The organism is Stenotrophomonas sp. STEN035 (genome assembly GCF_056759935.1).
The window spans coordinates 73,844-96,452 of the sequence record NZ_JBRRDY010000010.1; the positions used below are offsets into that span (position 1 = coordinate 73,844).

Genomic DNA, 22,609 nt, shown 5'->3' on the forward strand with positions numbered 1-22,609 from the left:
TTGTTCAAGGGCTGCGTGCCGAAAGAGCGGTATATGCGCTTGCGACAGTAGGCGCACCGCCTACGAGTGGCTGAGGAGGTTCAAGCGGGATAGCGCTCCAGCTCCCTAGGCCTCTGTTTACTTAACTAGATTGCGTCTTGCGCGAGCATATGTGTGATCACGCTTCTCGACTTCTAGCGCGATTGCTTCTTTCATGAGTAGTCGAACGCGCGCGTGATTTGGATCACTCGTCATTCTCTCTCGTACAATTTCGCTCAGAACTCTTGCAGATAAATCGTTCAGGTGTTGTCGATGGAACCAGGCGATATCATCTTCGATGATTCTGCGACGAATTACAGTGCTGTCATGCTGGGCCGATGAGGGTGCGCTATAGCTTTGAATACGTCTCATATAGGAGTCCTCATGCGCGCGCCTGCAGAATTTTCTAGCATTTAGAAGCGCCGCATCATTCTCTCTCCTGCAACGTCTACGCGCAAACGCGACCGCTATCCCCCTCTTGTCCCAGTGAACTTCGTATAGGTTGGGAAGCACACGTCTCTAGACTTTGACCTATCCTGGGCGCCAGCATATCTGGAACAGTTTCATTGTTATCTCGATGATCTTGGCTGTTGCGCCGACCGAGTAACCCAGCAGTTCCTGCAGAAGCTCTCGCTCTCCCGTCTAGGGGCCGCGTGGACAGTCGTAATTGCCCTCAATGGTAGCTGTGACTTCTTCCACCATCGTCTGCGGGTGATCTCGAATACTCGTGCCGCAGATGAGCTGTGGTAAAGGCCGAGATCGGTGCCTACGATATGAAGTCGAAGGCTTCACAAATAGCCTGAAGCGCGGCCTCTTCGCAACATGGTTCTTTGACTTATGGTTAGCGTAGTCATTTCGCTCAGTGCTTTTATTCTTGCATGCGTCTTGAGTACCTCAGAGACTAAAAGGCGAGCAACATGCTTCTTCACTTCAAAATTCAGAAGAAGATGGTCGACCAGGTCATCTTGACTTCTGAACTCGCCCGCTAAGTAGCGAAGAAACGCCCGCCCATCGGTAAGTTCAGCTTTTGCTCGACGCTTGATCTGTTTGTTGACTTTGCAGACTTGAGCTTTGTACTCCTGCTTGTAGACCTTGCACAGAACCGGCGATTGGTAGGCAAGGAAACCTTTAGATACGCCCAGCGCTTGTGCGAATGCAGTGAAGGCGACCAAAGGTTTCTCGGGGTACTCCGCTATAGCTTCCATCAGGCGCAGGCGAACTTGCTTGAGCATCTCCGGTGAGCGACGCGGTTTGGGGTTAAGGGGGAGCGCATGTCGGTCAATCAAAAGCTGTCCAGCTGCTTTCGCTGCGCCATAAGGGTCAGTTAGCACGTTGGGAAGTATCACGCCTGCGGTGTGACAGCGGTTGAGCATCGTCGATAGTGTTGGCTTCTTTCCACGACGCCAAGTGCGGGAATTGAACTCGGGGCAGTCTTTTTTCCTTTCGTATCCGACGAGAGGGTTGGCCAGCGACTGTAACTCTTCGCTGAAAACTGAAAACGCGTGAGGGACTGACGAGCGGAGCGATCCGTCGGCGATAGCCTGAACTAGAGCTTTGCAATCGACCTCTGCAAAACCAGGGAGCGCTTTTCTGGTCCATGTCTTGGGCGACTGCACTAATGATGCGTTGCATTTTGCGCAGCACGTCATGCCTGCTCTCGGGTGATAAGCGAGCTGTTGATTGCCACAGTGTTGACACGTGTGTTCCAGTGCAACTTGATGAACCGGACATCGCTCTATCGGCGCAATGGACCATATCAGACGGTCGTAATGGGGCTCACTTTTTTGGGTAGACCAGTACATACAGGCAGGACACCACGCCCTTCCTCGTTTTAAGGCACCATGCGCGACCGCGTCGGCCGCACTAGCGATAGGGAGGAGGGTGGTGCGATAGAGGTCAGGTTGGTGAGCAGCCGCAGAGACGACGCGCACATAGTTTGCGACACCATCACCGTAGCCACACAACGGCTGGCGGTTTCCTTTGTAGAGATAGACATCGTTAAGCGGGATCACCTCGTCATGATTTCGCCGCCACCATTCGGCAAGGTGCTTTGCCATCGGAATCATCGTCGTGGAATGAAGTTGGGAGAATCGATAGAAGTACGAATGAAACTGTTCGATGTCCTCAGTTCCCCAGCCCAGTGGTTCTAGCAAGAAATAATTACTCATTGGCTACGACCGGATAAGCTGGCAGTATCCGATTCGGCTTGCGTTTGAAAGGCCGATTAGCTTTCCTCGGCTTATTTGGGTGCGTCGAAATTTCGGATTCAACGGGCTTGCCTACAACGATGCATTCGAGTGCCCGTCTTCCCAAGTTAATATCATGCTTGACTGCTTCATATTCGTGCCTTAAGGGGTAAGCCGCGCGTAGATGAGCGCGGCTTATGCCAGTGGGGCCGCTTAGAGATCGAGCGGACCACAAAATTTTCTCAAGTAGCCCGAAGCATCCATTTGTGACCTGGAGGAGCTGGTCGGCTTCGTCCAGGAGGAGTGAGTGTGGTCGTAGTGCAACGTACTTACTGCAGAACTTCAGGATCCGATTCCACTCTATGAGATCGCATTTTTTTTCCGAGTACGGTTCCAGTTCGACGCATACCAATCGGCCAGCAAAGTGAGCCGAATCGAACAACCCGCGGTAGGCTAGCTCGTAACCTCCCACCAGTACCAATGTTCGGTCGATCGCGCCAAGGCACTTGATCGACTGAATAACGTTCGCTCGAACGTCCTTGTTGTTCGTGTGAGTTAGGTGATGTGCTTCATCGAGCAATACAATGCTCGTCGAGCGTGCCGAAAGCGCCGACTCAAGAGCTACCCTCATGGTTCCTTCATCCCTACCCCTCGAAGGGCGGTAGTGGTTAAGCTCGTCAAATTCCCCAATGTGCTCATACATTGGATGACGAAGTTCCTTCAGTAGACTGAGTGTCAGATGCTTGGGTGATATCCGGCCGTCATTGCTTGTCCTTACTACCAGTGACACCCAGGGCATGATGGTGGGCGCGCCTGTATCTAGATCTTTGGCGAGCGTTCTTAACAGATGCTCAAAGATCAGGGGTTTTCCAACCTGTGTGGGACCGACTAGAGCAATTACTTTGCCGCCCGGTGAGCATCGAACAAGTTCGGTTATGCGATGCCTTGCGTCCACGAAACTTCGGTGTTGAAGAGGAGCGGGGAAGAGTATGGGCTTCATGTCATACCTTCATCCATCAGCAGGTCATCGATGTCTCCGAAGCGCTCCGACGGCGTACTCTCGGCGCTCGATGCGGGCTTGTCCTTCCTCCTATCAAGTCGACGCTGATCTGGCGGAACATCGCTGCCGAGCAATGATGTCAGTGTCGATTTCCGTGCCTCATATGTTGCCAGTTCGGCCTCGCGAGCTAGCGCTGCTGCCGCCCCGCGGAGTTACTGCGTTTCGGCCGTTCGCGCGATCAACTCTATAGTAGGTCGCGCATCGTTGATCTGTGCGGCCGTGCTGCGACAGACGAGCCACGTGTCGCCCAGACACACGTAGGCTATGGAACTATCGAACGGTTCTATCCGTACTCGAACGGTTTTTTTTGGCCCCCTGTAGCCGAAGAGGGCGTGACAGCCATACCAAGTGCCGTAAACGCGGACGCCGCGGCCTGGGGCAAGTTGGTAGCATTCGCGAGGAGCATCCACAGCTGTCTGGATCAGAAAAGCCGTATCTGGCTTAACCTTCTTTCCGCCAAAGGGGAGACTTGCATCGGATTTGGCTCGCATCGCTTGGCGGCTGTCGAAACTGTCTGGCTTTGGCTCGAGGTTGTAGCCATCGAATATGTATGCCTCCAACATATCTACCAGCTGTTCGAAGGAGAGGCGTGCACGCTTCGCTGGGCTGACCGTGCTGGACATTCTCCGTGCGAACGAGATGCCGGGAATGAAGCCTGGAAGTCCTCTCGCGAACTTTTCCTTGAATGCACCGAAAATTCGTTCGATTTCCTTGCCAAAACGAGGGTCTTCGGGAGGTCGTTCAAATCTGGTCACCGCCAAGGTAGCGAGCAACGCTGTAAAATGAACACTATCGAATTCCTTTCCACCGTCAACTACAAGTAGCTCTGGGACGCGTTCGTGCCTCGCCACGCAATCCCTTATGACCATCGCGCATGAGTTCCGACAAGGCGCGTTGTAAGAGAGCCAGATGCCGAGCACCTCCCCGCTGTATGCGTCCACCATGCCGGTTAACCAGGCTCTTCGGGTTATGGGTTTATGCCCCTCATGTCCCAGCAAAAGACCTATATCGACCAGGTAATGATCAATGTGGGCAATTGAGAAAGCCCGTGTCGGAAGAAGAGTCCGGAACTTCGGATCGATGGAATCAGCGGAGGCATTGCTGGCTCGACGGCCGCCGCGCGTCATCTGGAAGTCATCCTTGCCCGCGTAGTTTCGATAACGGCGGCGAAATGTTGCTTGCGATACCGGATTTTCAATGTCCTTCAGGGAAAGGCTTTTTCAACGGGAGAGGTACTCCAGATACCCGTTAGATGCAGTGGGAAGATTTGGATCCCCTTTGATCTTCTTGATCACCTGGTAGAGAAGGTCAAGGTGCTCAGGGCAGACTCGAGGCTTTCGGTTTCCGCACCGACTCCAGCGCGGAAAGAGTACTTGCGGAGCATCCTTATGTTCCCGAAGAAGCTTCATGTACCTTCTTTTTGTTCGCGCTGATCTTTCAGGTTGGCCTTGCATCGGTTCAATCAAACCGCATGCGGCGAAGCGAGCGGCCACCTCCGCTACATGTCTTGGATCCGGTACTTGGTCGGTTGATATAGCTTCATCGACGAGGATGGCATTCTTGAACCGGAAGCCGGTTGCACTGACTACCGGAGGCAAGTTGGGGTCATTCGCAACCCAGACATTGGCGGGGACGCTGAGCAGACTCTGCTCGAGGTCGGCATAGATAGTTCCTTGATCTACAAGCTGCAGAACCGGAGTCGCGTCTTCGATATGCAGTTGCTCAAGAATTTGTCCGATTTGTATGAGATCCGTGCTGCGAACGATTCTTGCGGCGCGCTCTCTTAGGCGTGCTAGCCGCGGAGTATCGCAAGTATCGCGGACTGATAGCAGCGTTCTTAGATTGTCTGCACGAACAGCGGAAGTCATGCTGTTCGCAACCACGCGATGCCTAATGCCTAATCTCTCAAAATGCGTCCTTGCCGGAACGTAGACAAACGTACCTTCCTCTCGATGCCAGTCATCTGCCCTCTCTGCGCAAAGCGCTTCAATTGCGCTGTCGGCCTTTAGCTCATAGACAGCCACGCAGTCCTCGTGAACGACCAAAAAATCAGGGGTATAGCTAACCCGGGTAGCGACGCCGGCCCTATTGATGATGCTCAGGGGCACGCTTTGAGGCTGGTCGTAGATTGCAGGCACATCCCGACGCCACAGCATCTCTAGAAGGAAGAAGTACTCTCCCGAAGCTGATTCCACACGAAGCACGTTGCCGAACTTAGGAACGGGCACATCGCCGACCAGATTCCGCATGCGGTGAACGCCTACCGGGCGAGATGGTGGGGACGAAGCTACTGCCGTCAAGTAGCGCTTTCCTTCTTCGGTGAGTCCAAGTCCGTCCATGCATTCATCTGACAGAAATTTCGGAATGCTGTTCAATGCAGTTTCCTAGTCAGCTACATCACAGGCTGTCGGTCTGATGGCTTGTGTCAGAGGCGCTTGGAACACGTCGAACGGGCCGAACAACATTCGTATGCTCGACACCTTGGTGCCCTTGGATAAAACTAGCGCCGTTCAACACACGACGCAATCGAGTACAGGATGTCTCGGATCTTGTACTCGCACTCTGGCTCTAGAGGTGGTCGATATGGCGTTCAGGGACCCGGTTAACTCAGATTTCCTCGCAGCGCACCGGCAGCGCGTCCGTCGATGCCGTGGAATGGCGTGTTTCAAAGAGGCACTAATCGCAACCAAAGCAGGTTCAGGAAATCAGCTCGAGAGGCTGCTTCTAGGTTCTAGAAAAGTTGATAGCTTCGGCAAAGAAATGTGGAGCGGGGTATGCCGCCGCTGGGCGAATGGTTCGGCGCTCCCATCAGATCAGACAATTGATCGGATCAGTGAATTGACTGATTGCCATGCGAAAGTCAGCTATTTGCGTGATCACTCGTTTTGGCTTCTCATGGAGGAGCCAGCGCCTCGCGATCCTGAATTCTATTGCCGGATTCTCGCGGGTACCGAAAAGCAGGTGCGGGACGTCCTATTTCTTGCTTGGCGTCCCTCACGGGATAGGGTGCCTGTACTAGCGGAAATCGGAAACAATGAACTGCGTGCGTTGCGTGCCTTGTGCTCGCTGGATGCGTCAATCGCCTTGCTCGCAGTAGCCAGGATCGCAGAGCTCTCCCACAACGATGAGAGGCATGCGGTAGCTTGTGCCTCTGCTTTCTCGATATTGCCGAGGGTGATACGGGCGCATGAACAATTGATGCCGTCGAGAAACGAAATTTTTTCTGCCCTACATTTCTGCTTCTGGTCCTGGTGGTATCTGGACGGGGTCCGTCAAGAAATAGATGAGCGCATCTTTGAGGAGCACTTGGCCGAGCTAGATGCTAGAGGCGAGATAGCTAATCCGATATGCATTGGAACGCTTGGGCATGGTTCGCGAGACATGATCGAACGAATGGTTGACCAGACGTGTGCGGTGCTAGGCATCTGTTGACGATGCTCGAATTTAAATTTCGCATGCAAAGCTTTGGGGGCCTCTCCGGGGGGGATTTTAGAATGCCCGGATCAAGTATGCGGGGAGGCGGCAGTCACAACCTCATCAAGCGCCCTACCTCGGCAATCACTCTCGCTTCTTTTCCTTCTTGAGCAAGGTAAAGCGGTGAGTTCACGCAGCGCCAGCCAGCCGACATGGGCACCCGCTTGCGATGGGCGGTGGAGAACCGAAGGTTTCTCCACACTAGGCCGGGCCTTGCGGGGTTCTTTCGGTCGGCGAGAATTCTTTCCAGTTGCCCTCCTTCCAAGTGGCCCAACTTCGGCATGGCGATAGGGCGCGCCGCCACCTTCCCTAAGTTTGCGCGCAACAAATCATTGGAAGGCTCATCCGCGTAGTGAGTCACGTCCAGCGGCTCGCAATACTGCCTCAATCGCCACACGAGCAAATCAAGAGCGCCCAGCTCATGCTCCTCGATCACGTAAGAGTTGATGAGGTAACGATCTGCATTCCAGCGGACCAAGCTGTTGAACGCGCTACGCTCAAGATCGGTAAGCTCGAGTTCGAGCGCCAGCGTTTGGTGGACACGTGCAAGCGCGCGCTCCAAGTCGTGTGACAGGTCTTTCGTGTTCACCCGATTCAAAACGAGGATGCACTTTAGGTACTTTTCCACTGCTTGTTCGGCAGCCCACAAATACTGTGTGTGTAGTCGTGCCCTCATGGCTAACCTGGCAGCGATGTAGTCTCCATCACCAGTGTCCCGGAAGCAGCGAATCGCAAACATGTTGATTTTTGCATGCTGTGTCGGCGGGCGATAGGCTGCGCGTCTAGCGGCAGAATCTGCATCCTTCGCTTTGTTTTTCATGACATCCTCATCTAGTTTTCGCATCTTACTTTATTTTCGCATCCACATTTTTGCTCTTTGATCCTGGGGCGACATGCGAGCGCAGAGAGGCGATGACGGCACGATACTATCTCACCAGTGTTAGATGGCCACGTTCGGGGAATTGCGTGGGACTAAACGGGTGTCAGGCCGAGCAAGAGCTTGTGGAGCTCCTCGGTAGGGAGGTTCAGGTCGCGTGAGATGCCGCACTATCGAAGCTGAGCGGCTGGAAGATATAGCGAGTCGACCTGCCATTGATCTTGCCATATTCAGACATGGCCGTGGCGCGGGATAGCTCGTATCTCAGCTCCCGGTTGTGGAGATCGATGTAGTACAGAAGAATCCAGAGCGCTTGCCCACTTTACCACCTCCGTCTAAGCCTTAGTATATGGTTGCGAGGTGTCTACGAAATCCCGAGCGATTCACTCTTTGCGGCTGGGGGAATAATGAAAGTTAAATCTCCCCTACCCAGTGCTAAGATTGGACAAGGGGCTCCCACACCATGTGGGTGCGGAAGGCAAGGACTAATGGACTAATGTCAGGGGGAGCTGTGACCGGATTGGCTGCTTTAAATGGAGGGGTAGCAGAGGGAACGCTGGAGGCGAAGTTCGGTTGCCCTCCGCATCTGCCGAAGGACTTTGTAGCTCGTGATCATTACGTGGAGAGCTTGAGAGATCTTCTTCTCAACGATGACCTAGTAGTATTCGTAGAGGCTGATCAGGGTGCGGGGCGGTCGATTCTGCTGTCGCATTTCTGTAGGACGTATCCTCTAACTACGTTTTCTCTTTTCATAAAAGCAACTAGCAAAATATCGTACTCGCTGGAGTACCTGACACAGCTTTTGGCTGAACAATTCTGGGCGTTTGTTTCGGATAATCCCGTTCCCGACACACCATTCGATGAGGGTTCCCTAAGGCGACTTGTCCTTCAAGTGCGAAAGAGGAGCCGCGGATCACGACTCTTTGTCGTCGTGGACGGGCTTCATCAAGTGCCGGTTGAGGACGCACGCCAGATTCTTGCCGAGCTACTGCCCATAGGGATCGAGAACTTCTCATTCTTGATCAGCGCGTCGGAAGACACGCTAAGCCAATACGTCGAGGGCATCAGGACTAAGTCTTTCACAATTCCAAAGTTCGGGGATTACGAGGCAGAGGGCTACCTTTCGGATCTGCAGCTGACTCCTGCTCATCGCGAACAAGTGAAGAAGCTTTGTCGCGGAAACATCGGAAACCTCGCTTCCTTTAAGCGACTAATTGCATCTGGCCGCACCGCAGAGGAGGTGTTGTCCGCCGATATTGAGCAGCATCTCGATTTTGTAAAACTTGAGTTCAACGCGTTACCTAGTCTTGACTCGGACGTCAAGCTGGTTCTTGCCGTGCTTGGCCAGTCAAAGCAAGAGCTTACTTGGAGTGAACTGGTCAGAATCGTGTCAGGCATGGATGCAGTTACCTTGAGGGCCTCCTGCAGTGAACTGCCGTTCCTCCTGGAGGACCCTGGCACGCTCGTCGTTTCTTTTACGTCTGAGGCACATCGCGCTATTGCCGTAGGGTTGTTAGAAGACTATCGGGAGCGCGCGCTTAACGTTCTCATCGACTACCTTGCGGCAAACCCGGGAAGTCCGATTGCGCTGCAGTTCCTGCCGACGTATTACCGTCTCATGGGGCAGCGGAAGGAGCTTGTTAGCTGCATATCTGCCGATCACTATGACAGCTTACTAAAGCACACGCAGTCCATCTCCGCACTAAGGGGCAGAGCATCGCTAGGTGTCCGAGCTGCGTCAGAGCTCAGGGACGCTGTGGATGTATATCGATTTTCAATGGAGCGAAGTATGTTCGGTGCGCTGATGGCGACCGAAGATCTTCAGGCCGAGGTAGGGGCCTTGGCAGCGCTCGGAAAAGATGAAAAGGCGTTAGATGTAGCCATTAATGCTCCCACGCACGAAGCGCGTATGTCGCTGCTCGCCGAGTACTGCCGGCGGGTGCGCGAGAGAGAAGGGACAGTCGACCCGCAAATCACCGAGTACATCGGGGAGGTAGCTCGCTCTGTCAATTTTGATGAGCTCGGCGACGCGGCTATCTCAATAGCGGAGAACCTGATCTTCGTTCTGCCAGACCTCGCCCTGAGAATACTCGACTCAGCAATGAGCGGTGGACGCTCTAAGGACAAGTCCAAAAATGAAGTCCTGGCGCGCCTATCATTTGCCGCGAGCATGGGGCAGAGGGACGGTGGTGAACAGGGGGACAGAATTACGTCTGAAATCTCGGACGAGCGACTACAGAAGCTACTTTCATCCTTGCGCTCAGTTGTTGATCAGTCCTCCACGAAACAAGTTCTTTCCCTAGCAAATGGGATGAAGATCGGCCAGCGCATGCAATTCTTGCGCTGGGTGATTGGTTTATGTGGCGATGAGAAGAACGCTGCAGAAGTTGTGTCTTACGCACTGGATCAGCTGGTTGCAAATTCAGAGTACGTGCCGAAGGCCGTAGACCTCGCGGACCTAGCTGCGCCTCTTCGTCTCGTCGGAGATGAGGGTCTTCGGATGAGTCTGCTTAGAAGAATTGAGGGCCAGATACCGCTCATCGAGCGATCTTCCCCGTCCAAGGATTTAACGCTGCTGCAGATGCGACTTGCGCATGCGGAATACAGCGTCAGTTTGGCTCGTTGTTCAGCGCGCATGAACGATGCCTACTTTGAAGTAGATAACATCGGGAGCGTTGAGACTAAAGTCGACTGCTTGGCTATTATGCTGTCGGCTTTAGACGATGTTGATGTTGATCGCAAGCTTGAGAAGAGTGATGGATTTAGCGAGGTTTTCAGGAACGACCTCCTTGCAAACATTGACGTCTTAATAAGTGATAGTGCGAATCAGGGGAGAGTTCTCAAGAGGCCAATTCATTCCTTGGCGACTTATAGCGTTACTCAAGCGCTTGAGGTAGTCGATCGGTTGAATTCCGTCATGTCGAGGGATGATGCCAGAGTAAATGTGATAAGTGCGGCGTGTAAGAGGCCGTGGTCCTCGGTACTTGAGTCAGAGATCAATGCGGCAATTGGCGCCATTGAGGATCACACCAGGCGGGACCTTGCTCTACTCGCGGCAGCGCGAGCAATAGTTACCGCGAAGTCCCCGCTGCAGTGGAGCCATTTTCTCCGTAAGCTTCCGCTGCGCGCAAAAGACCCTCATTTCGTGTGCAGCATCGCCATTGATGTCCTTGCCTTTGCAGTGGCCGAGGAGCCCGAGGAGGGAATCGACGGCCTAATGGATACATTCAACTCTGCGGTAGAGAGTATTGAGTCTCTTTTTGCACGGGTTGAGTATCAGTATCTTCTTGTTCCGATCCTTGCGAAGAAGAATTTTGAGCTGTCCGAGAGAATCTATGAGTCTGCCTTGGTACTTAACGGCAGTGAGACGCTGGGGAAGCGAGCTGTTGCTGAGGTCGTTGCTCATTGCCTCGCGCTTATGTCGCGGGCTTTCAGGCCATTGATGAAGTATGGCGGTGTGGCGAGGGCTGACCTGGACCGTATGTACCGGCTTTGCGACGCTATACCGTGCTCTTCAACCCGCGTGAACATCTATACCGATCTGGCTACGAGGTTTTGGTGCGAGCGACGTACCGATGAGTGCAAGGGGGTTGTGAAGGACAAGATTCGACCACTGATAAGTGGAGGCGATGCTGGAAGCGAAGCGGACATTGCAGCAATGATCTCCCTTGCTGCTCCTGCGTTGTATGTAGCGCATACTGTTACCGCGCTCCAGGACTTCGAGAAGCTCTCGTCTCAGCAAAGAGCATCTGCCTTCTATCGTACAGGCAGGATGATGTTGTCCCGAAAGAGTACCGGCGAGCCATCACAAGACTTGGAAGAGGCCCGGGTGATCCCAGATCACGAGGACCTCATGGACCTTCTGGCGCTGCTTGAAAACGTGAGCGACGATTGGCTGGTCTGGGCGTTGATGGAGGCAGCGTGCCGGGCCATCTCGTTGAAGGACAACAAGACCCGACTAACGGGCCAGCAGAGGCGAGATTTTGCTATCAAGGCTCAAGAGCTTGCTCGGGCAAAGCTTCCTGATCTACGAAATATTAAACATGACGGTTACCTGATTGTCTGCCTTGCACAGACAATGCGGATACTTGAAGCAAAGCAGCCTGAGTGGGAACAATTGATATCGCGTGCGAACGGAGTTGGCAATCGGGCTGATCGGGCCTACGTTCTCATTGAGGTGTCTAAGTGTCTTCCGGCACGAATGCTTGAGTTAAGGAAGCAGTTGTTGTCAGATGCTAGGTCAATAATCGACGGACTTCCTTCGTCTTATGATAAATACACTAGACTTGAGAACTATATCCGGGCCGTGCGAGAAGTTGTACCGGCGCTGGCCAAGACAGCACTGAGGGATGCGCTCAAGATCTCGCTCGATAGCGGCCATCGAGACGTAGACTCTCGCTGGCGGCGGAATCTTGTCGACCTCGCAGACGTTGTCAGTGCTGATCTCTCGCAGATGGTGTCTGAGCTCTCAGATGAGGATCCCGCCCGGCTTGAGATGAAGAAGCGCTTTGATCGAGACATCGCCATTCAAGGAATTCGCAAGCGACTCGGCGATGAGGATGCGGATAAGGATCAGCAAAATAGCGCCTTAGACCTATCAGATGCTGCTCAGCGGAATCTTTGCTCGCTTTTGAACGGCAGGATGCAACCTAAGGAACCGGAAAGAATGATTGGCACACTTGTTCAGGCAGGGGAGATGTATCTCCCTGATGCCTACCCGGTGCTTGCCTGGTATATAGAGAACGCGGCGTCAAGATGCATGCGCGATGTGGACACCGAATCCCGCATTAGACCGCTGCTGGAGGTCATCATGCTGTCAAGTGAGATCGCACTTAGTACGGCGAATCGTATAGGCGCTGCTAAGTCTCGCGCATCAATCCCGGTTGCAGGTTTGGCGCCTGAAGGCGCTCTCATCGTCAGGCCCGGGCATCGCCAAGAAGCAATGGATTACATTCGCTTCTGGCTTAGGAATAACCCATCCGACTCCGTTATCCTCTGTGATGCCTACTTCTCCTGTACGGATTGCGAATTCCTGCAACTGGTGCTCGCCGAATGTCCAGAAGCGCAAGTTACGGTACTTACAAGCCTAAAGGGCGTAGAAGGTGCTGACTTCGATCGTGAGATGTTCCTAAGTCAGTGGAAGCTGATGTCAGACGACGAACCCCCGGCGACGGAGATCATCGCAATGGCCGGCTATGACAACAAGGGGCAGATTCTCATACATGACCGCTGGTTGATTAGTGGCGCGGCTGCGCTCAGGCTGGGTACCTCGTTCAATAGCCTTGGCATTGGCAAACTTAGTGAGATATCTCCAGTCGTTCCGAACGAGCACCCGGCTGTGCTTGAAGAAGTGCTCAAGTACAAGAACAAAAGTCGGATCGTAAATTCTGTCCGTGCGCAGTACAGGTCCGTAACGCTTTGATCGGTAGCGGATGCCGCCCTTCCGGGGCGGCATCTCTTTTCTCTGCGCTCAAGAGGCCCCCTCCGCACTTCGGAATCACTGTGGTGCATCCATCAATGTAGCCCCGAATTTACATTTTGATTTGGTTGGCCAACTACAGCGGGTTGGATGTGAATCGCCCAGGATTTCGTAGACACCTCGCAGCCATAAACTATGGCTTAGGCGGAGGTGGTTAACGGATATCACCTACATCCGAACCTACGACGGCTTCATGTACTTGGCCGTTGTGCTCGATCTGTTCTCACGCCAGGTGGTGGGTTGGGCGACGCGCCCCACGCAGCACACCGACTTGGTTCTGCAAGCGCTGCTCGCTGCGGTTTGGAGGCGCAAACCCGCTCCAGGTTTGCTTCTGCACTCTGACCAAGGAACGCAGTTCTCCGGCGAAGACTGGCAGTGCTTCCTGCGTGAGCACGACATCGTATGCAGCATGAGCCGGCGAGGAAAATGCCACGACAACGCAGCAATGGAGAGCTTCTTCAAGTTGTTGAAACGCGAACGTATTCAGCGGCGGATCTACAGCAATCACGACGAGGCACGCGCCGATGTCTTCCAGTACATCGAGATGTTCTACAACCCGTCACGGCGACACGATTCCAATGGCGGCCTGTCCCCGATAGAGTTTTAACGGCAGTACGCACTAAACGGCTGAAGAGTGTCTACAAAAGCCTGGGCGATTCATTCCCTGCTGCTCGACATGCAACTCGACGAAGGACGATGATTGGCTTTCCGCCGCAGGCAAACGTCAGTTTTTGTACGCTTACGCTTACGCGGACGAGGTGGCGGATCTGCAGTTCTTAAAAGTGAATTTGCGCGAAGATAGGCTATTCGAAGGCGTAGGGGCGACCTTCTCATTGGAGAGGCCCGCAAATGTGGCCGATAACTTATGGGATCTTATTGACTCCCATTTCTGCCGGCTTAAGCTAGTCGATCGGTACGACGAGCAGAGCAACGACGAAGCTGCCGAGATACTTTCGGACTGCCGTGAGTTCCTCGATGCGGGAGGGCAGCACGTAAGTAATTTTTTTAGAGGTCGCGCCAAAGACCGTGGTTCTGTCTACGGAAGAAATCTCTGGGTAGCTGTCCTGGTGAACGTAATGGCCGAGCATCCGTGGCTTGGTGCCGGAGTGCCCGCTGCATGCAGGTGATACGCGGCTAATACGCGCCGTCTCGCGCACAAAGCTATGCATGGTGACGGCCGATCATCACGCTGCTACATTTTCAAGTCACCCAGTTCACTCGTCCACGTTTCACCCAGTAGTGTGAGCGACAGCCAACATTGCGCCATACCGAAGGAGACAGTGTGGGCTTACCGTCTTCAAGATGGAGGGACCAGTGTGGCGTTGAAGCTCCTGACAGCGAGAGTTCGACGATTTCACCGCATCCGCATGGACACATCATGACGGCAGCCCATGGCTCGCCTTCGTCGATCATACGGAGCAATTTACCGCGCGCAATTGCTTCCGGAACTTCATCTGCATGCACATCTTGGATGTTAAGGTCGCGCCGGATCCAACCCAAAAAGCGGTCCCAGGCACGGAAAAGAAATTGCATCACTTGCATCGCAAATCCTCCAAGGCGGGAAGGCCGAGCAAAGGCGTCGTGAGTCCGTGCGTCGCATGTGCATGAATTACGCGCGGGAATGAACTCTCCTCAGAATACTCGTGTTCCTCAGCAGCAAGGCAAAATTGGGTGCGCGCATATAGCGCGTTGCTTTCGATTCGATAGGGATAGAGTCGTGCAATCAGCTCTTGAACGACTGCGCTAGCGGCTCGCATATTCACAGTTATTACTGCAGGTGCCTCTTCGTTGCTGCCGGGCATGTAGCCTTCTTTAATTTGCGAGGCATAGGCTGCTGGATCTCGTTCGCGGAGTTCTTCCTGCGCGAGGCGCTGGGGTGTATAGACCTTTCGATCACCCAGGCTCGATCCCTTGGGCTGGACGTAGTCGATCCGGCCGCTGATGTTGGAGATAACTGTCCCGCTTTCGGGGCGTCTGATAGGGATGAGAACGCCGACGTCGAAGAGAGGCTGGACCATGGATGCGGCAAGACGATCCGCGATTTGCCGGCCGCCTTGGCTGTCAACGCAAGAGAACAGAACGTCCGCTTCGGCGGCAGCCTTGATCGCTTCGATCGTTCCGATTTTGAAGTGCACCGTCCGAACGCGTATTTGCGGGTTGACTCGCGCTGCCGCCTCCCGAAAAACGTCGACCTTGTAACGGCCTGCTTCCGCATCGCTTTGTGTTGTATTCAAGATCCGGTTGAGATTCTTCTCTTCGACCCGATCATCATCGATCACGATGAGCTCGCCAACGCCAAGGCGCAGGAGCTGCTCTGCCACGATACTGCCGGTCCCAGAAATCCCGATGATCGCGACTGACAAGCGACCCATTTCGTTGCGCATGTCACTGGTGAACGCCATGGCCGCTGGCTGGTCCGGCTTGTCGTACCAACAGAGGCGCAGGTCGTCACCATAAATTGCAACGAGGTTGATCGGAACGTGTTGCGTCTGTTCGGTATACAGCCTGGCCTTGATCGCGCCGCTGGGTAGCATGATCGCAGAGCCGTGCCACAGATCGTTCAGATGGTCTGAATATCCGTAGGGATAGAGATACGGCATGATGCCCTGATCGGATACGTCATCAAGATCCGAAAAATCAGGGTATCCGCTGGGATGTGAGTGGATCAAAACGAGCGAGAGCTGGTCGGCATCGCAGCGATCCAGTAGGTCATCGAAGGCGGCACTCGGCCAAGTCAACCGATGGGTTTCTCGCTGGCAAACTTCGTATGGGACAGGTACGACCTTCTGCACAAGCAGTTTCAGCCGTTCTCCACGATGGCGAGTACACACCAGGATAGCGGCGGCTTCCTTGCCGTCGCCGGGGAACAAGTGGCACTTGGCTGCGTTGTGATCAGCCCCTGCCATAACCAATGTGATGCGCTCGCTCACTGGCCGACCTCCCGACCTAGCGAAAGCTCAATGAGTGCGAAATGAGACGCTAAGTTGTCGATGCCTGGCGTCCACGCGCTCCCTGCGCCTCGGTGGCGCGACCAGCGCTGAAACTGCGCATTATCGATTGGTTGCCGAGCCTCGGTCTGGGGTGGTACTCGTCCGTCTGCGAGAAGATCGGGAGCGCAATAGAACATGTCGAGCTGAGTATCCGGATACCCGGTTGGCATCTGCACGGCAAGCGCGCAGCTTAATACGTTATAGCCTTGGGGCAGGGGGTAATCGTCCACGATCAGCCAGCGATCACCGTCAACAACGGTCCGCCAACGAAAGCCCTCCCCATCAAGAAAAGCAGCGTCAGCCGCCAAGAGGCTGAAGTCACGGCGCACCTCCTGCGCGCCGTCACCATTGTCGACATTCGCAGGCGCGACACGCAGACGCTCGACCCCAGGCAGACTCAGGTCCAAAACCTCATCCAGTGCAACCGGTCGGATGGGCTGATCCTTCACCTTGAACTTGATCTCCCAAGGCTTAGAGACATCGTAGCCCGCTTTGATGAGTGCCTGACGAACGCTGACGGTCGGATGGTTCCACTCGGTATTCTGGTTCTGGACTTTCAGGTGCCAGACTGGGAGCTTCGCATAGATACGCTCGACGCCCTTCGCATCCAGATCGACAACGTCGCCAGCCAATAGCTCGTGGTCCTCCTTGCTGGTGCGTTCGAGCCAGAGTTGCTTGGCCTCATCCACCCTACCGATCCGGCGGATAGTCTCGACGTCGAGCGGACCCGCCCAAGCGAAGCGCTCTTCATCAAGCGTGAAGTAGCGGACGCCATCCGACTCGACCGCAAAGAACTCTGCCGCCTGCCCACGTTTCGGCAACTCGACGATGTCTTCGAGTGCTACTTCGTTCGTCGGACCATTTTCCGGCCAGCGCAGCAGGGCGTAGTCGGCGGCAGGGCGTTTTCCGGCGGCAGCCAGAATCTGCTGGCCAGTGGGGGTCGTGTCGTTCAGCTCGATCATCCGCCCGTTGACACGTACGACAGCGCGGGTGCGTTCGGCCTCGTGATCGGGCGGCTCGCTACTTGATTGAGTGTTCATGGTTGTCCTTTTGATATCTGAAATGGACTGCTTAGCCCTTAGGCGGGAAGGGGTCGTTGCCGTAGCTGTTGGAATCACGGATCTGTCCGTTCGGGCGGTGGATCACTACCTCTCCTCGTTCGCGGATCGCCTGACTCCTGGCCGCTTTGGTCGCTTCGGCTTGAGTGCGGTGTGTGCCGCCGACGCGTGTTGCGCCTTCGGAGCGGGTGGCCCAGCCGGAGGGGTGGGGAACTACGTGAATGCGCTTTGTCATGTGTTGCCCTTTGCAGATCGTCTGCGCCGAATTGGCACAGCAATATGAGGCCAGACCTGAATATGTTTGTCAACAGCACATTGAAATGTCAATAACAAGCACAAAATGTTTGTGAGGTTGACGCGCTCAAGCCAAAATGTAAGCATCTTTGATGCGCGAAGAAGAGATATACGTAATGTTGGGGCAGCAAATTGCTGCGCGCCGCAAGGCGCTTCGAATGACGCAAAGCAACTTGGCGGAGCGGGTAAACATGTCTCGTGCGTCGATTGCCAACATTGAGCGAGGGAGGCAGAGTGTTCTGCTTCATCATCTTTACCGGTTCGCAGATGCGCTCGGGGTATCGAAAGTAGCTGACCTTGTTCCCCAGGTTGTCGTGCAGCCACGGCTGTCTGAAGATCTCCTCGCGGTCCCGTTTTCGATGCCCATCAGTGAAACAAGTAAGGCGCTTATGACTAGTCTTTTGGCGAACGAGATGTCGCAACGGAAAGGAAAGTCGTGAAGGCGGATCCAAAAAAAATCGAAGAAGCTCGCAAGTGTGCGCGAGATCTACTCGAGCACTACGCGATCAAGTCTGCACCGGTTCCTGTCGAACGCATCATCAAGAAGCGCGACATAGCACTTCAATATGCGCCGTTTGAGGAGGACCTGTCGGGTATGGCCTACATCAATGATGGCGTCGCTATCATCGGTATCAACGCGCTGCACCATCCAAATCGCCAGCGGTTCTCCGCAGCACATGAGCTTGGTCATCACATGCTGCATGCTGATTTGCTCAGGGATGCGGTGCATGTTGATCGAGGTATTCGGGTCATGTTGCGTGATGAGATATCATCTCAGGGCATTGACGAGAACGAGGTAATGGCGAACACCTTTGCGGCAGAGCTCCTGATGCCAAAATTGCTTCTCGCCAAGGAGATGGACGAGGGTGAGATCGACATTGAAGACGACACGCAGATTGAAGCAATTGCCAAGAAGTTCCGAGTCAGCACTGCTGCGATGCGATTTCGCTTAGTCGGACTTATGGGTGAGAACAATCTCTCATGAGTTTCGTTTTCTACGACTTGGAAACGACGGGACTCTCGGCGCACTTCGACCAGATCATCCAGTTCGCGGCAATTAGAACTGATCATCAACTCCGAGAGATCGATCGATTCGAAATAAGGTCTCGCTTGTGTGACGATGTAGTTCCGCATCCTCAGGCTCTCTGGATCAATGGAGTTGGGATTGAGCAACTCATCGATCCATCTCTGCCTTCTCACTACGAGATGGTCACCGCGATACAGGCCAAGCTCTTGTCCTGGTCTCCTTCAATCTTCGCGGGTTACAACTCACTCCGATTTGACGAGGAGTTTATTCGTCAGGCGCTCTACAAATGCTTGTATCCGCCTTACTTGACTAGCAATCGTGAGTGCGGCAGGGCCGACGTACTGAATCTCGCGCTGGACGCTGCCGGTAGTTCGTCCGATGCATTTATCGTTCCGCTCACCGACGAAGGTAAGCGAAGCTTCAAGCTCCCAGATATCACTCGCGTTAATGGGCTGGCGCATGGCCAGGCGCACGATGCATTGTCAGATGTGCGTGCGACGATTGAGCTATGCAATCGATTGCAGCGGAGTGCCCCCGGTGCATGGCAGCGGTTTGTGCGCTTCTCGAACAAGCGGGCTGTGGGGGACTTTATCGAAGGTGAAGATGCATTTTTGCTGACGTCGTTTGTCGGAAATGAAGCACGCTACACGCCGCTCGTGTGGCTAGGGAATGACGCGAGTCAGGCGGCTCTTGCGTCATGTTTAGTTATCAATAGCGAAACGATCCGACTGCTTAGTGCCCCGCAGGCTGAGCTCGCCGCTGCTATAGCACATACACCTTCGTTGGTGCAGCAGATACGCACTAACAGGGCGCCCGCGCTCACACCGATGTATGACGTTGACGATTCGGAAGTTCAGCTGGATCTTGGCATCGACCAAATCGAAGAGATTGGGCGCACTGTGCGCGAGGATGCAGCTTTTCGGATCCGGCTCCTCGATGTCATGAATGAAAGAAAGCGCGAGTGGCCAACCGAGACATATGTTGAGAGGCGGATCTACGAGAAGTTCAGTTCGCCAGCCGATCAGTCGATCATGGCTGAGTTCCATGCCGTCGATTGGTTGCACCGGGCGCAGGTTCTTTCCAAGCTTTCAGACGACCGGATGCAGACTTTGGGTTTGAGGCTGCTCAGCAGGGAGCGGCCGGATGCGCTATCGACAGAGCAGCGCAGCGAGGTTGCTCGTGGTTTGGCAAGGTGTTCGTTTGATCCAGGTGGTCCGTTGACTGCTGATATGGCGCTTGAACTCATCGCTGACCTGATCGAAAAATCGGTGGGGGAGGATGTCTCCGCGCTCCATCGGTATCGAGCTTACTTGGCGGCACAAGCCAAGGTGGTCCAGTTGGCCTGAGCTATGTCAGGGCGAGGAACTGATTTCAGGAACTAGTTGATCTGGTCAAACTATGCTTTCCAGTGATGGCCAAATTATGCTTTCACGCGCATTTTTCGGTTTCTTGCTGAAACTGCTGACTCCCGAAAGTTCTCCCGAAAATTCGGGCATTTTTGCAGGATTTACCACGGCTGGTTCGTTGTCGTAGGTAACGAGCATGCTCTCGTCCACGTACCCGCTACCCTGCTATCTATCCGCTCTGTGGACAGGCGTGTCAGTTATGCCGCGGTGCTTGAGTCCGTGCAGGCTGGATTGCTCGGTATGCGCGATGACGCCGTCGGCCATCGCAGCGGCGATCATCTTCTGCCACGCCGTATCCAAACCATATTTCGTCAGCTGGTCGCCGCTCTCGGCGATGAAGATGGGGCGCTGCTCAGGCCCGAGGATCCAGTGCGACACCATCAAGGCCTGCTAGAAAGTTGGCAATGATCCGCCTGCTTTCGGTTAGTGCATCCAGTTTTTCGTCCAGCCTTCTTACTTCCTCGCGAAGGGTGGCGACGATGTCGTCGCACAGATCGAAGACTTCTGGTCCGTCAACCATACAGGGCAGCAATACTTTGACGGCGTCGAGCTTGATTCCAGATTCGCTCAAGAGCTTGATGCGCTGGGCAGCTTGCAACTCGGCCTGCCCGTAATCACGGTAGCGTGCCTCGGTGCGTGCTGGTCGCAGGAGCCCCTGCTGTTCGTAGTAGCGAAGCATCCTTTCGCTCACCCCACTGCGTCGGGCCAGTTCTCCAATGCGCATCTGACACTCCTTCCATCGGTGCTTGACTTTAACAGCGCTGTCAAGGTTTAGGCTGGGTGCTGCCTTTGAAAGGAGACGCGCATGTCCATCGAAAATCCACACCCGTCCACATTGAATCCAGTCCAGCGTAACGGGCATCTCGCCAGCGCCGGCGACCTCGCGCCCCTGGCCTTCGCCGGTTATGCACACTTCACTGCCATGCAGGTTCGCGGCGGTCAGGTGCGTGGCCTCGATCTGCATCTGGCTCGCTTGCGAGCGGCATCGCAGGCGATGTTTGAACACGCGCTGCCCCATAAAACAATTCTGGGCCATCTCAGCGCTGCGCTGCCAAGTGAAGATGCTGATGTTTCCTTGACCGCTACCGTGTACTCCCCCGCTGGCGAGTTCACAGCGGCGGTGGATCGGCATGTACCGGATGTATTGGTGCGAGTAAGTGCGCCTTCGAATGGTCCAGTTGGGCCGCTGAGGATGGCCTTGGTAGAGCACGAGCGGATGCTGCCGCACCTCAAGCATGTGGGTGAGATCGCCAAGACGTATCTGCTGCGGCAAGCGGTGGAGCGGGGCTTTGATGACGCTGTTTTCCTTGATAGGCAGGGACACATCAGTGAGGGGACCATCTGGAACATCGTGTTCTGGGATGGTCAAGCCGTGGTGTGGCCCCAAGCCCGGATGTTGCTCGGTACGACGATGTCCATCGTGAAGCGGCAGTTGGAAGCTATGGGAATTCCCCAGCGGAACATGGAGATCGGGATCGATAGCCTGCCAAGCCTTAAAGGTGCAGCGGTGATGAATTCCTGGACGCCATGCATCGCTGTTCATCAGCTCGGCACCGTCCCCATGCCTGAGGCGCCCGAATTCCATGCGTTGCTCCATCGGGCATTTTGCGCTGAGCCGCTGAGATCCTTGCAAGAGGCTATGCCGCTGCTTCTGCGGTCCTCAATGCAGTGATGTATGACGTAGGGCATCTTGCCGCGTCCATAGTGCGGTCAAGTTGCGGTATGGCGCGAGGAAGGCTTGGGGGGGGGGGCGTCGGTCGACCAGCGCGAACGCGTTGTTGAAGTCGTTGCCATTGGTCCGGCCCCCCGGGCAGCCACAGGAGGCTCGACCAGTCGCTGCCGCTCATGGATAGACGGTATTGCGAATCATTCGCAATTGACTTAACGTATCGGCCGCCGGCATCGCGCCAGTCACCTCCATGAGACCCTTCGATGAACTTTCGTCCTTTGGCCTGCCTGCTGCTGGCCGCTGCGGTACTGCCTGCCCAGGCGCATACGCCGTACCTCGCTCCGGCCACCTTCAAGGTGCAGCCGACCAGCACGGTTACCCTGGATGCCAGCTTCGCCGAGCATTTCTTCGTGCCCGAAGTGGTGTTCGACAACAGCGAGTTCGTCGTCACCGATCCCGATGGCCTGCAGCATGCGCCCGATGTGGTGCAGCGACTGAAGACCCGTGCCGTGGTCGAACAGACCCTGCCGGGCAAGAAGGGCACGTACCGCTTCTCCACCGGCAACCGCCTTGGCGCCGTGTTCCGCACCTGGGAAGTGGATGGTCGCAAGGAAAGCAGCCGTGATCCGGCCAAGCCGCTGCCGGCTGGTGCAACCGTGCTTTCGCATTACCAGAGCCTGTCGCGCTCGGAGGTCTACCTGACCACCGGTGAGCCGACCCGGCAAGCCTTGGCGCCCTACGGCAAGGGTCTGGAACTGGTGCCGGTGACCCACCCATCGGACCTGTATGTCGGTGAGCAGTTCGTCTTCGAGGTGCATTACGACGGCAAGCCGTTGCCGGCACAGAAGGTGGAGATCCACGCCGCACGCGGTGATGACGAGATCCAGCCGGCTCCGGTCGAGCTGAGCACAGACGCCGCTGGCAAGGCCTCGTTCGCCCTGCAGCAAGCGGGCGCTTATCTGGCCCTGATCCGCTACCGCGGCCCGGCACCTGCTGGTGCGGCCGCGCCGGAATACGGCAACAACTACACGCTCAGTTTCCGCGTGCTCGAACCCTGAGCCGCTTTCCAAC

At 55.0% G+C, this 22,609-nt stretch carries 18 protein-coding genes and 1 pseudogene; 7 read left to right on the top strand and 12 right to left on the bottom strand.

Translation table 11 applies throughout. From position 1 onward, the window contains the following. Positions 1-806: 806 nt before the first annotated feature. The 5 genes from ACVOLL_RS07365 to ACVOLL_RS07385 form a co-directional block, all read right to left on the bottom strand. A complete protein-coding gene (locus ACVOLL_RS07365; protein ID WP_481512299.1) occupies positions 807-2,186 on the bottom strand; it encodes a TniQ family protein in 1,380 nt (459 codons plus the stop codon). Beyond that, positions 2,179-3,204 (bottom strand): AAA family ATPase, encoded by a 1,026-nt coding sequence (locus ACVOLL_RS07370; RefSeq protein WP_481512300.1) that lies wholly within the window; start codon positions 3,202-3,204, stop codon positions 2,179-2,181. Before ACVOLL_RS07370 ends, ACVOLL_RS07365 begins: the two co-directional genes overlap by 8 nt. A 212-nt stretch (positions 3,205-3,416) precedes the next feature. Further along, a complete protein-coding gene (locus ACVOLL_RS07375) occupies positions 3,417-4,208 on the bottom strand; it encodes a hypothetical protein (RefSeq protein WP_481512301.1) in 792 nt (263 codons plus the stop codon). Between the two features lie 276 nt (positions 4,209-4,484). Next, complete coding sequence (locus ACVOLL_RS07380) at positions 4,485-5,639, bottom strand: Tn7 transposase TnsA N-terminal domain-containing protein (RefSeq protein ID WP_481512302.1); 1,155 nt, start codon at positions 5,637-5,639, stop codon at positions 4,485-4,487. Between the two features lie 1,151 nt (positions 5,640-6,790). Further along, positions 6,791-7,558: a HEPN domain-containing protein gene (locus ACVOLL_RS07385; RefSeq protein WP_481512303.1), complete on the bottom strand. Its 768-nt coding sequence runs from the start codon at positions 7,556-7,558 to the stop codon at positions 6,791-6,793. A 568-nt stretch (positions 7,559-8,126) separates the two neighbouring features. Here ACVOLL_RS07385 and ACVOLL_RS07390 point away from each other — a divergent pair. Continuing rightward, positions 8,127-13,037, top strand: coding sequence for a hypothetical protein (locus ACVOLL_RS07390; protein ID WP_481512304.1), 4,911 nt, complete (start codon positions 8,127-8,129; stop codon positions 13,035-13,037). Positions 13,038-13,245: 208 nt separating this feature from the next. After that, positions 13,246-13,698 (top strand): annotated as a pseudogene (locus ACVOLL_RS07395) (IS3 family transposase); the annotation flags it as partial. 298 nt (positions 13,699-13,996) lie between these two features. On the opposite strand, the gene ACVOLL_RS07400 reads toward ACVOLL_RS07395, so the two are convergent. Genes ACVOLL_RS07400 through ACVOLL_RS07420 form a run of 5 tightly spaced genes read right to left on the bottom strand, consistent with a single transcriptional unit; the run spans position 13,997 to position 17,377 of the window. Further along, on the bottom strand, positions 13,997-14,263 hold the full coding sequence (locus ACVOLL_RS07400) for a hypothetical protein (RefSeq protein WP_481512305.1): 267 nt from the start codon (positions 14,261-14,263) through the stop codon (positions 13,997-13,999). A 31-nt stretch (positions 14,264-14,294) separates the two neighbouring features. Beyond that, positions 14,295-14,636 carry a ubiquitination-like system serine protease family protein gene (locus ACVOLL_RS07405; protein ID WP_481512306.1) on the bottom strand — a complete coding sequence of 114 codons (342 nt, stop codon included), beginning with the start codon at positions 14,634-14,636 and terminating at the stop codon, positions 14,295-14,297. Beyond that, positions 14,627-16,024: a ThiF family adenylyltransferase gene (locus tag ACVOLL_RS07410; protein ID WP_481512307.1), complete on the bottom strand. Its 1,398-nt coding sequence runs from the start codon at positions 16,022-16,024 to the stop codon at positions 14,627-14,629. The genes ACVOLL_RS07405 and ACVOLL_RS07410 overlap by 10 nt, the downstream gene beginning before the upstream one ends. Further along, positions 16,021-17,124: a multiubiquitin domain-containing protein gene (locus ACVOLL_RS07415; protein ID WP_481512308.1), complete on the bottom strand. Its 1,104-nt coding sequence runs from the start codon at positions 17,122-17,124 to the stop codon at positions 16,021-16,023. The genes ACVOLL_RS07410 and ACVOLL_RS07415 overlap by 4 nt, the downstream gene beginning before the upstream one ends. 31 nt (positions 17,125-17,155) lie before the next feature. Next, positions 17,156-17,377 carry a DUF2188 domain-containing protein gene (locus ACVOLL_RS07420; protein ID WP_481512309.1) on the bottom strand — a complete coding sequence of 74 codons (222 nt, stop codon included), beginning with the start codon at positions 17,375-17,377 and terminating at the stop codon, positions 17,156-17,158. 151 nt (positions 17,378-17,528) lie between these two features. Here ACVOLL_RS07420 and ACVOLL_RS07425 point away from each other — a divergent pair, with 151 nt between their 5' ends. Genes ACVOLL_RS07425 through ACVOLL_RS07435 form a run of 3 tightly spaced genes read left to right on the top strand, consistent with a single transcriptional unit; the run spans position 17,529 to position 19,809 of the window. Beyond that, positions 17,529-17,876 (top strand): helix-turn-helix domain-containing protein, encoded by a 348-nt coding sequence (locus ACVOLL_RS07425; protein WP_481512310.1) that lies wholly within the window; start codon positions 17,529-17,531, stop codon positions 17,874-17,876. After that, positions 17,873-18,421: an ImmA/IrrE family metallo-endopeptidase gene (locus ACVOLL_RS07430; RefSeq protein WP_481512311.1), complete on the top strand. Its 549-nt coding sequence runs from the start codon at positions 17,873-17,875 to the stop codon at positions 18,419-18,421. Before ACVOLL_RS07425 ends, ACVOLL_RS07430 begins: the two co-directional genes overlap by 4 nt. Beyond that, on the top strand, positions 18,418-19,809 hold the full coding sequence (locus ACVOLL_RS07435; protein ID WP_481512312.1) for an exonuclease domain-containing protein: 1,392 nt from the start codon (positions 18,418-18,420) through the stop codon (positions 19,807-19,809). Before ACVOLL_RS07430 ends, ACVOLL_RS07435 begins: the two co-directional genes overlap by 4 nt. A gap of 225 nt (positions 19,810-20,034) precedes the next feature. Here the strand turns inward: ACVOLL_RS07435 and ACVOLL_RS07440 are convergent, their stop codons facing one another. Then, complete coding sequence (locus tag ACVOLL_RS07440) at positions 20,035-20,250, bottom strand: hypothetical protein (protein WP_481512313.1); 216 nt, start codon at positions 20,248-20,250, stop codon at positions 20,035-20,037. Beyond that, a complete protein-coding gene (locus ACVOLL_RS07445; RefSeq protein WP_481512314.1) occupies positions 20,222-20,593 on the bottom strand; it encodes a MerR family transcriptional regulator in 372 nt (123 codons plus the stop codon). Before ACVOLL_RS07445 ends, ACVOLL_RS07440 begins: the two co-directional genes overlap by 29 nt. Before the next feature lie 81 nt (positions 20,594-20,674). Here ACVOLL_RS07445 and ACVOLL_RS07450 point away from each other — a divergent pair, with 81 nt between their 5' ends. Beyond that, a complete protein-coding gene (locus ACVOLL_RS07450; protein WP_481512315.1) occupies positions 20,675-21,541 on the top strand; it encodes an aminotransferase class IV family protein in 867 nt (288 codons plus the stop codon). Between the two features lie 260 nt (positions 21,542-21,801). Next, positions 21,802-22,596: a DUF4198 domain-containing protein gene (locus ACVOLL_RS07455; RefSeq protein WP_481512316.1), complete on the top strand. Its 795-nt coding sequence runs from the start codon at positions 21,802-21,804 to the stop codon at positions 22,594-22,596. The last annotated feature ends 13 nt before the right edge of the window (positions 22,597-22,609 follow it).

Excerpts from the sequence above, each read along its gene's own strand:
- ACVOLL_RS07365 (WP_481512299.1), bottom strand. The coding sequence starts at position 2,186 with ATGAGTAATTATTTCTTGCTAGAACCACTGGGCTGGGGAACTGAGGAC.
- ACVOLL_RS07370 (WP_481512300.1), bottom strand. The coding sequence starts at position 3,204 with ATGAAGCCCATACTCTTCCCCGCTCCTCTTCAACACCGAAGTTTCGTG.
- ACVOLL_RS07375 (WP_481512301.1), bottom strand. The coding sequence starts at position 4,208 with ATGGTGGACGCATACAGCGGGGAGGTGCTCGGCATCTGGCTCTCTTAC.
- ACVOLL_RS07385 (WP_481512303.1), bottom strand. The coding sequence starts at position 7,558 with ATGAAAAACAAAGCGAAGGATGCAGATTCTGCCGCTAGACGCGCAGCC.
- ACVOLL_RS07400 (WP_481512305.1), bottom strand. The coding sequence starts at position 14,263 with ATGCATAGCTTTGTGCGCGAGACGGCGCGTATTAGCCGCGTATCACCT.
- ACVOLL_RS07405 (WP_481512306.1), bottom strand. The coding sequence starts at position 14,636 with ATGCAAGTGATGCAATTTCTTTTCCGTGCCTGGGACCGCTTTTTGGGT.
- ACVOLL_RS07415 (WP_481512308.1), bottom strand. The coding sequence starts at position 17,124 with ATGAACACTCAATCAAGTAGCGAGCCGCCCGATCACGAGGCCGAACGC.
- ACVOLL_RS07420 (WP_481512309.1), bottom strand. The coding sequence starts at position 17,377 with ATGACAAAGCGCATTCACGTAGTTCCCCACCCCTCCGGCTGGGCCACC.
- ACVOLL_RS07425 (WP_481512310.1), top strand. The coding sequence starts at position 17,529 with ATGCGCGAAGAAGAGATATACGTAATGTTGGGGCAGCAAATTGCTGCG.
- ACVOLL_RS07435 (WP_481512312.1), top strand. The coding sequence starts at position 18,418 with ATGAGTTTCGTTTTCTACGACTTGGAAACGACGGGACTCTCGGCGCAC.
- ACVOLL_RS07440 (WP_481512313.1), bottom strand. The coding sequence starts at position 20,250 with ATGGTGTCGCACTGGATCCTCGGGCCTGAGCAGCGCCCCATCTTCATC.
- ACVOLL_RS07445 (WP_481512314.1), bottom strand. The coding sequence starts at position 20,593 with ATGCGCATTGGAGAACTGGCCCGACGCAGTGGGGTGAGCGAAAGGATG.
- ACVOLL_RS07450 (WP_481512315.1), top strand. The coding sequence starts at position 20,675 with ATGTCCATCGAAAATCCACACCCGTCCACATTGAATCCAGTCCAGCGT.
- ACVOLL_RS07455 (WP_481512316.1), top strand. The coding sequence starts at position 21,802 with ATGAACTTTCGTCCTTTGGCCTGCCTGCTGCTGGCCGCTGCGGTACTG.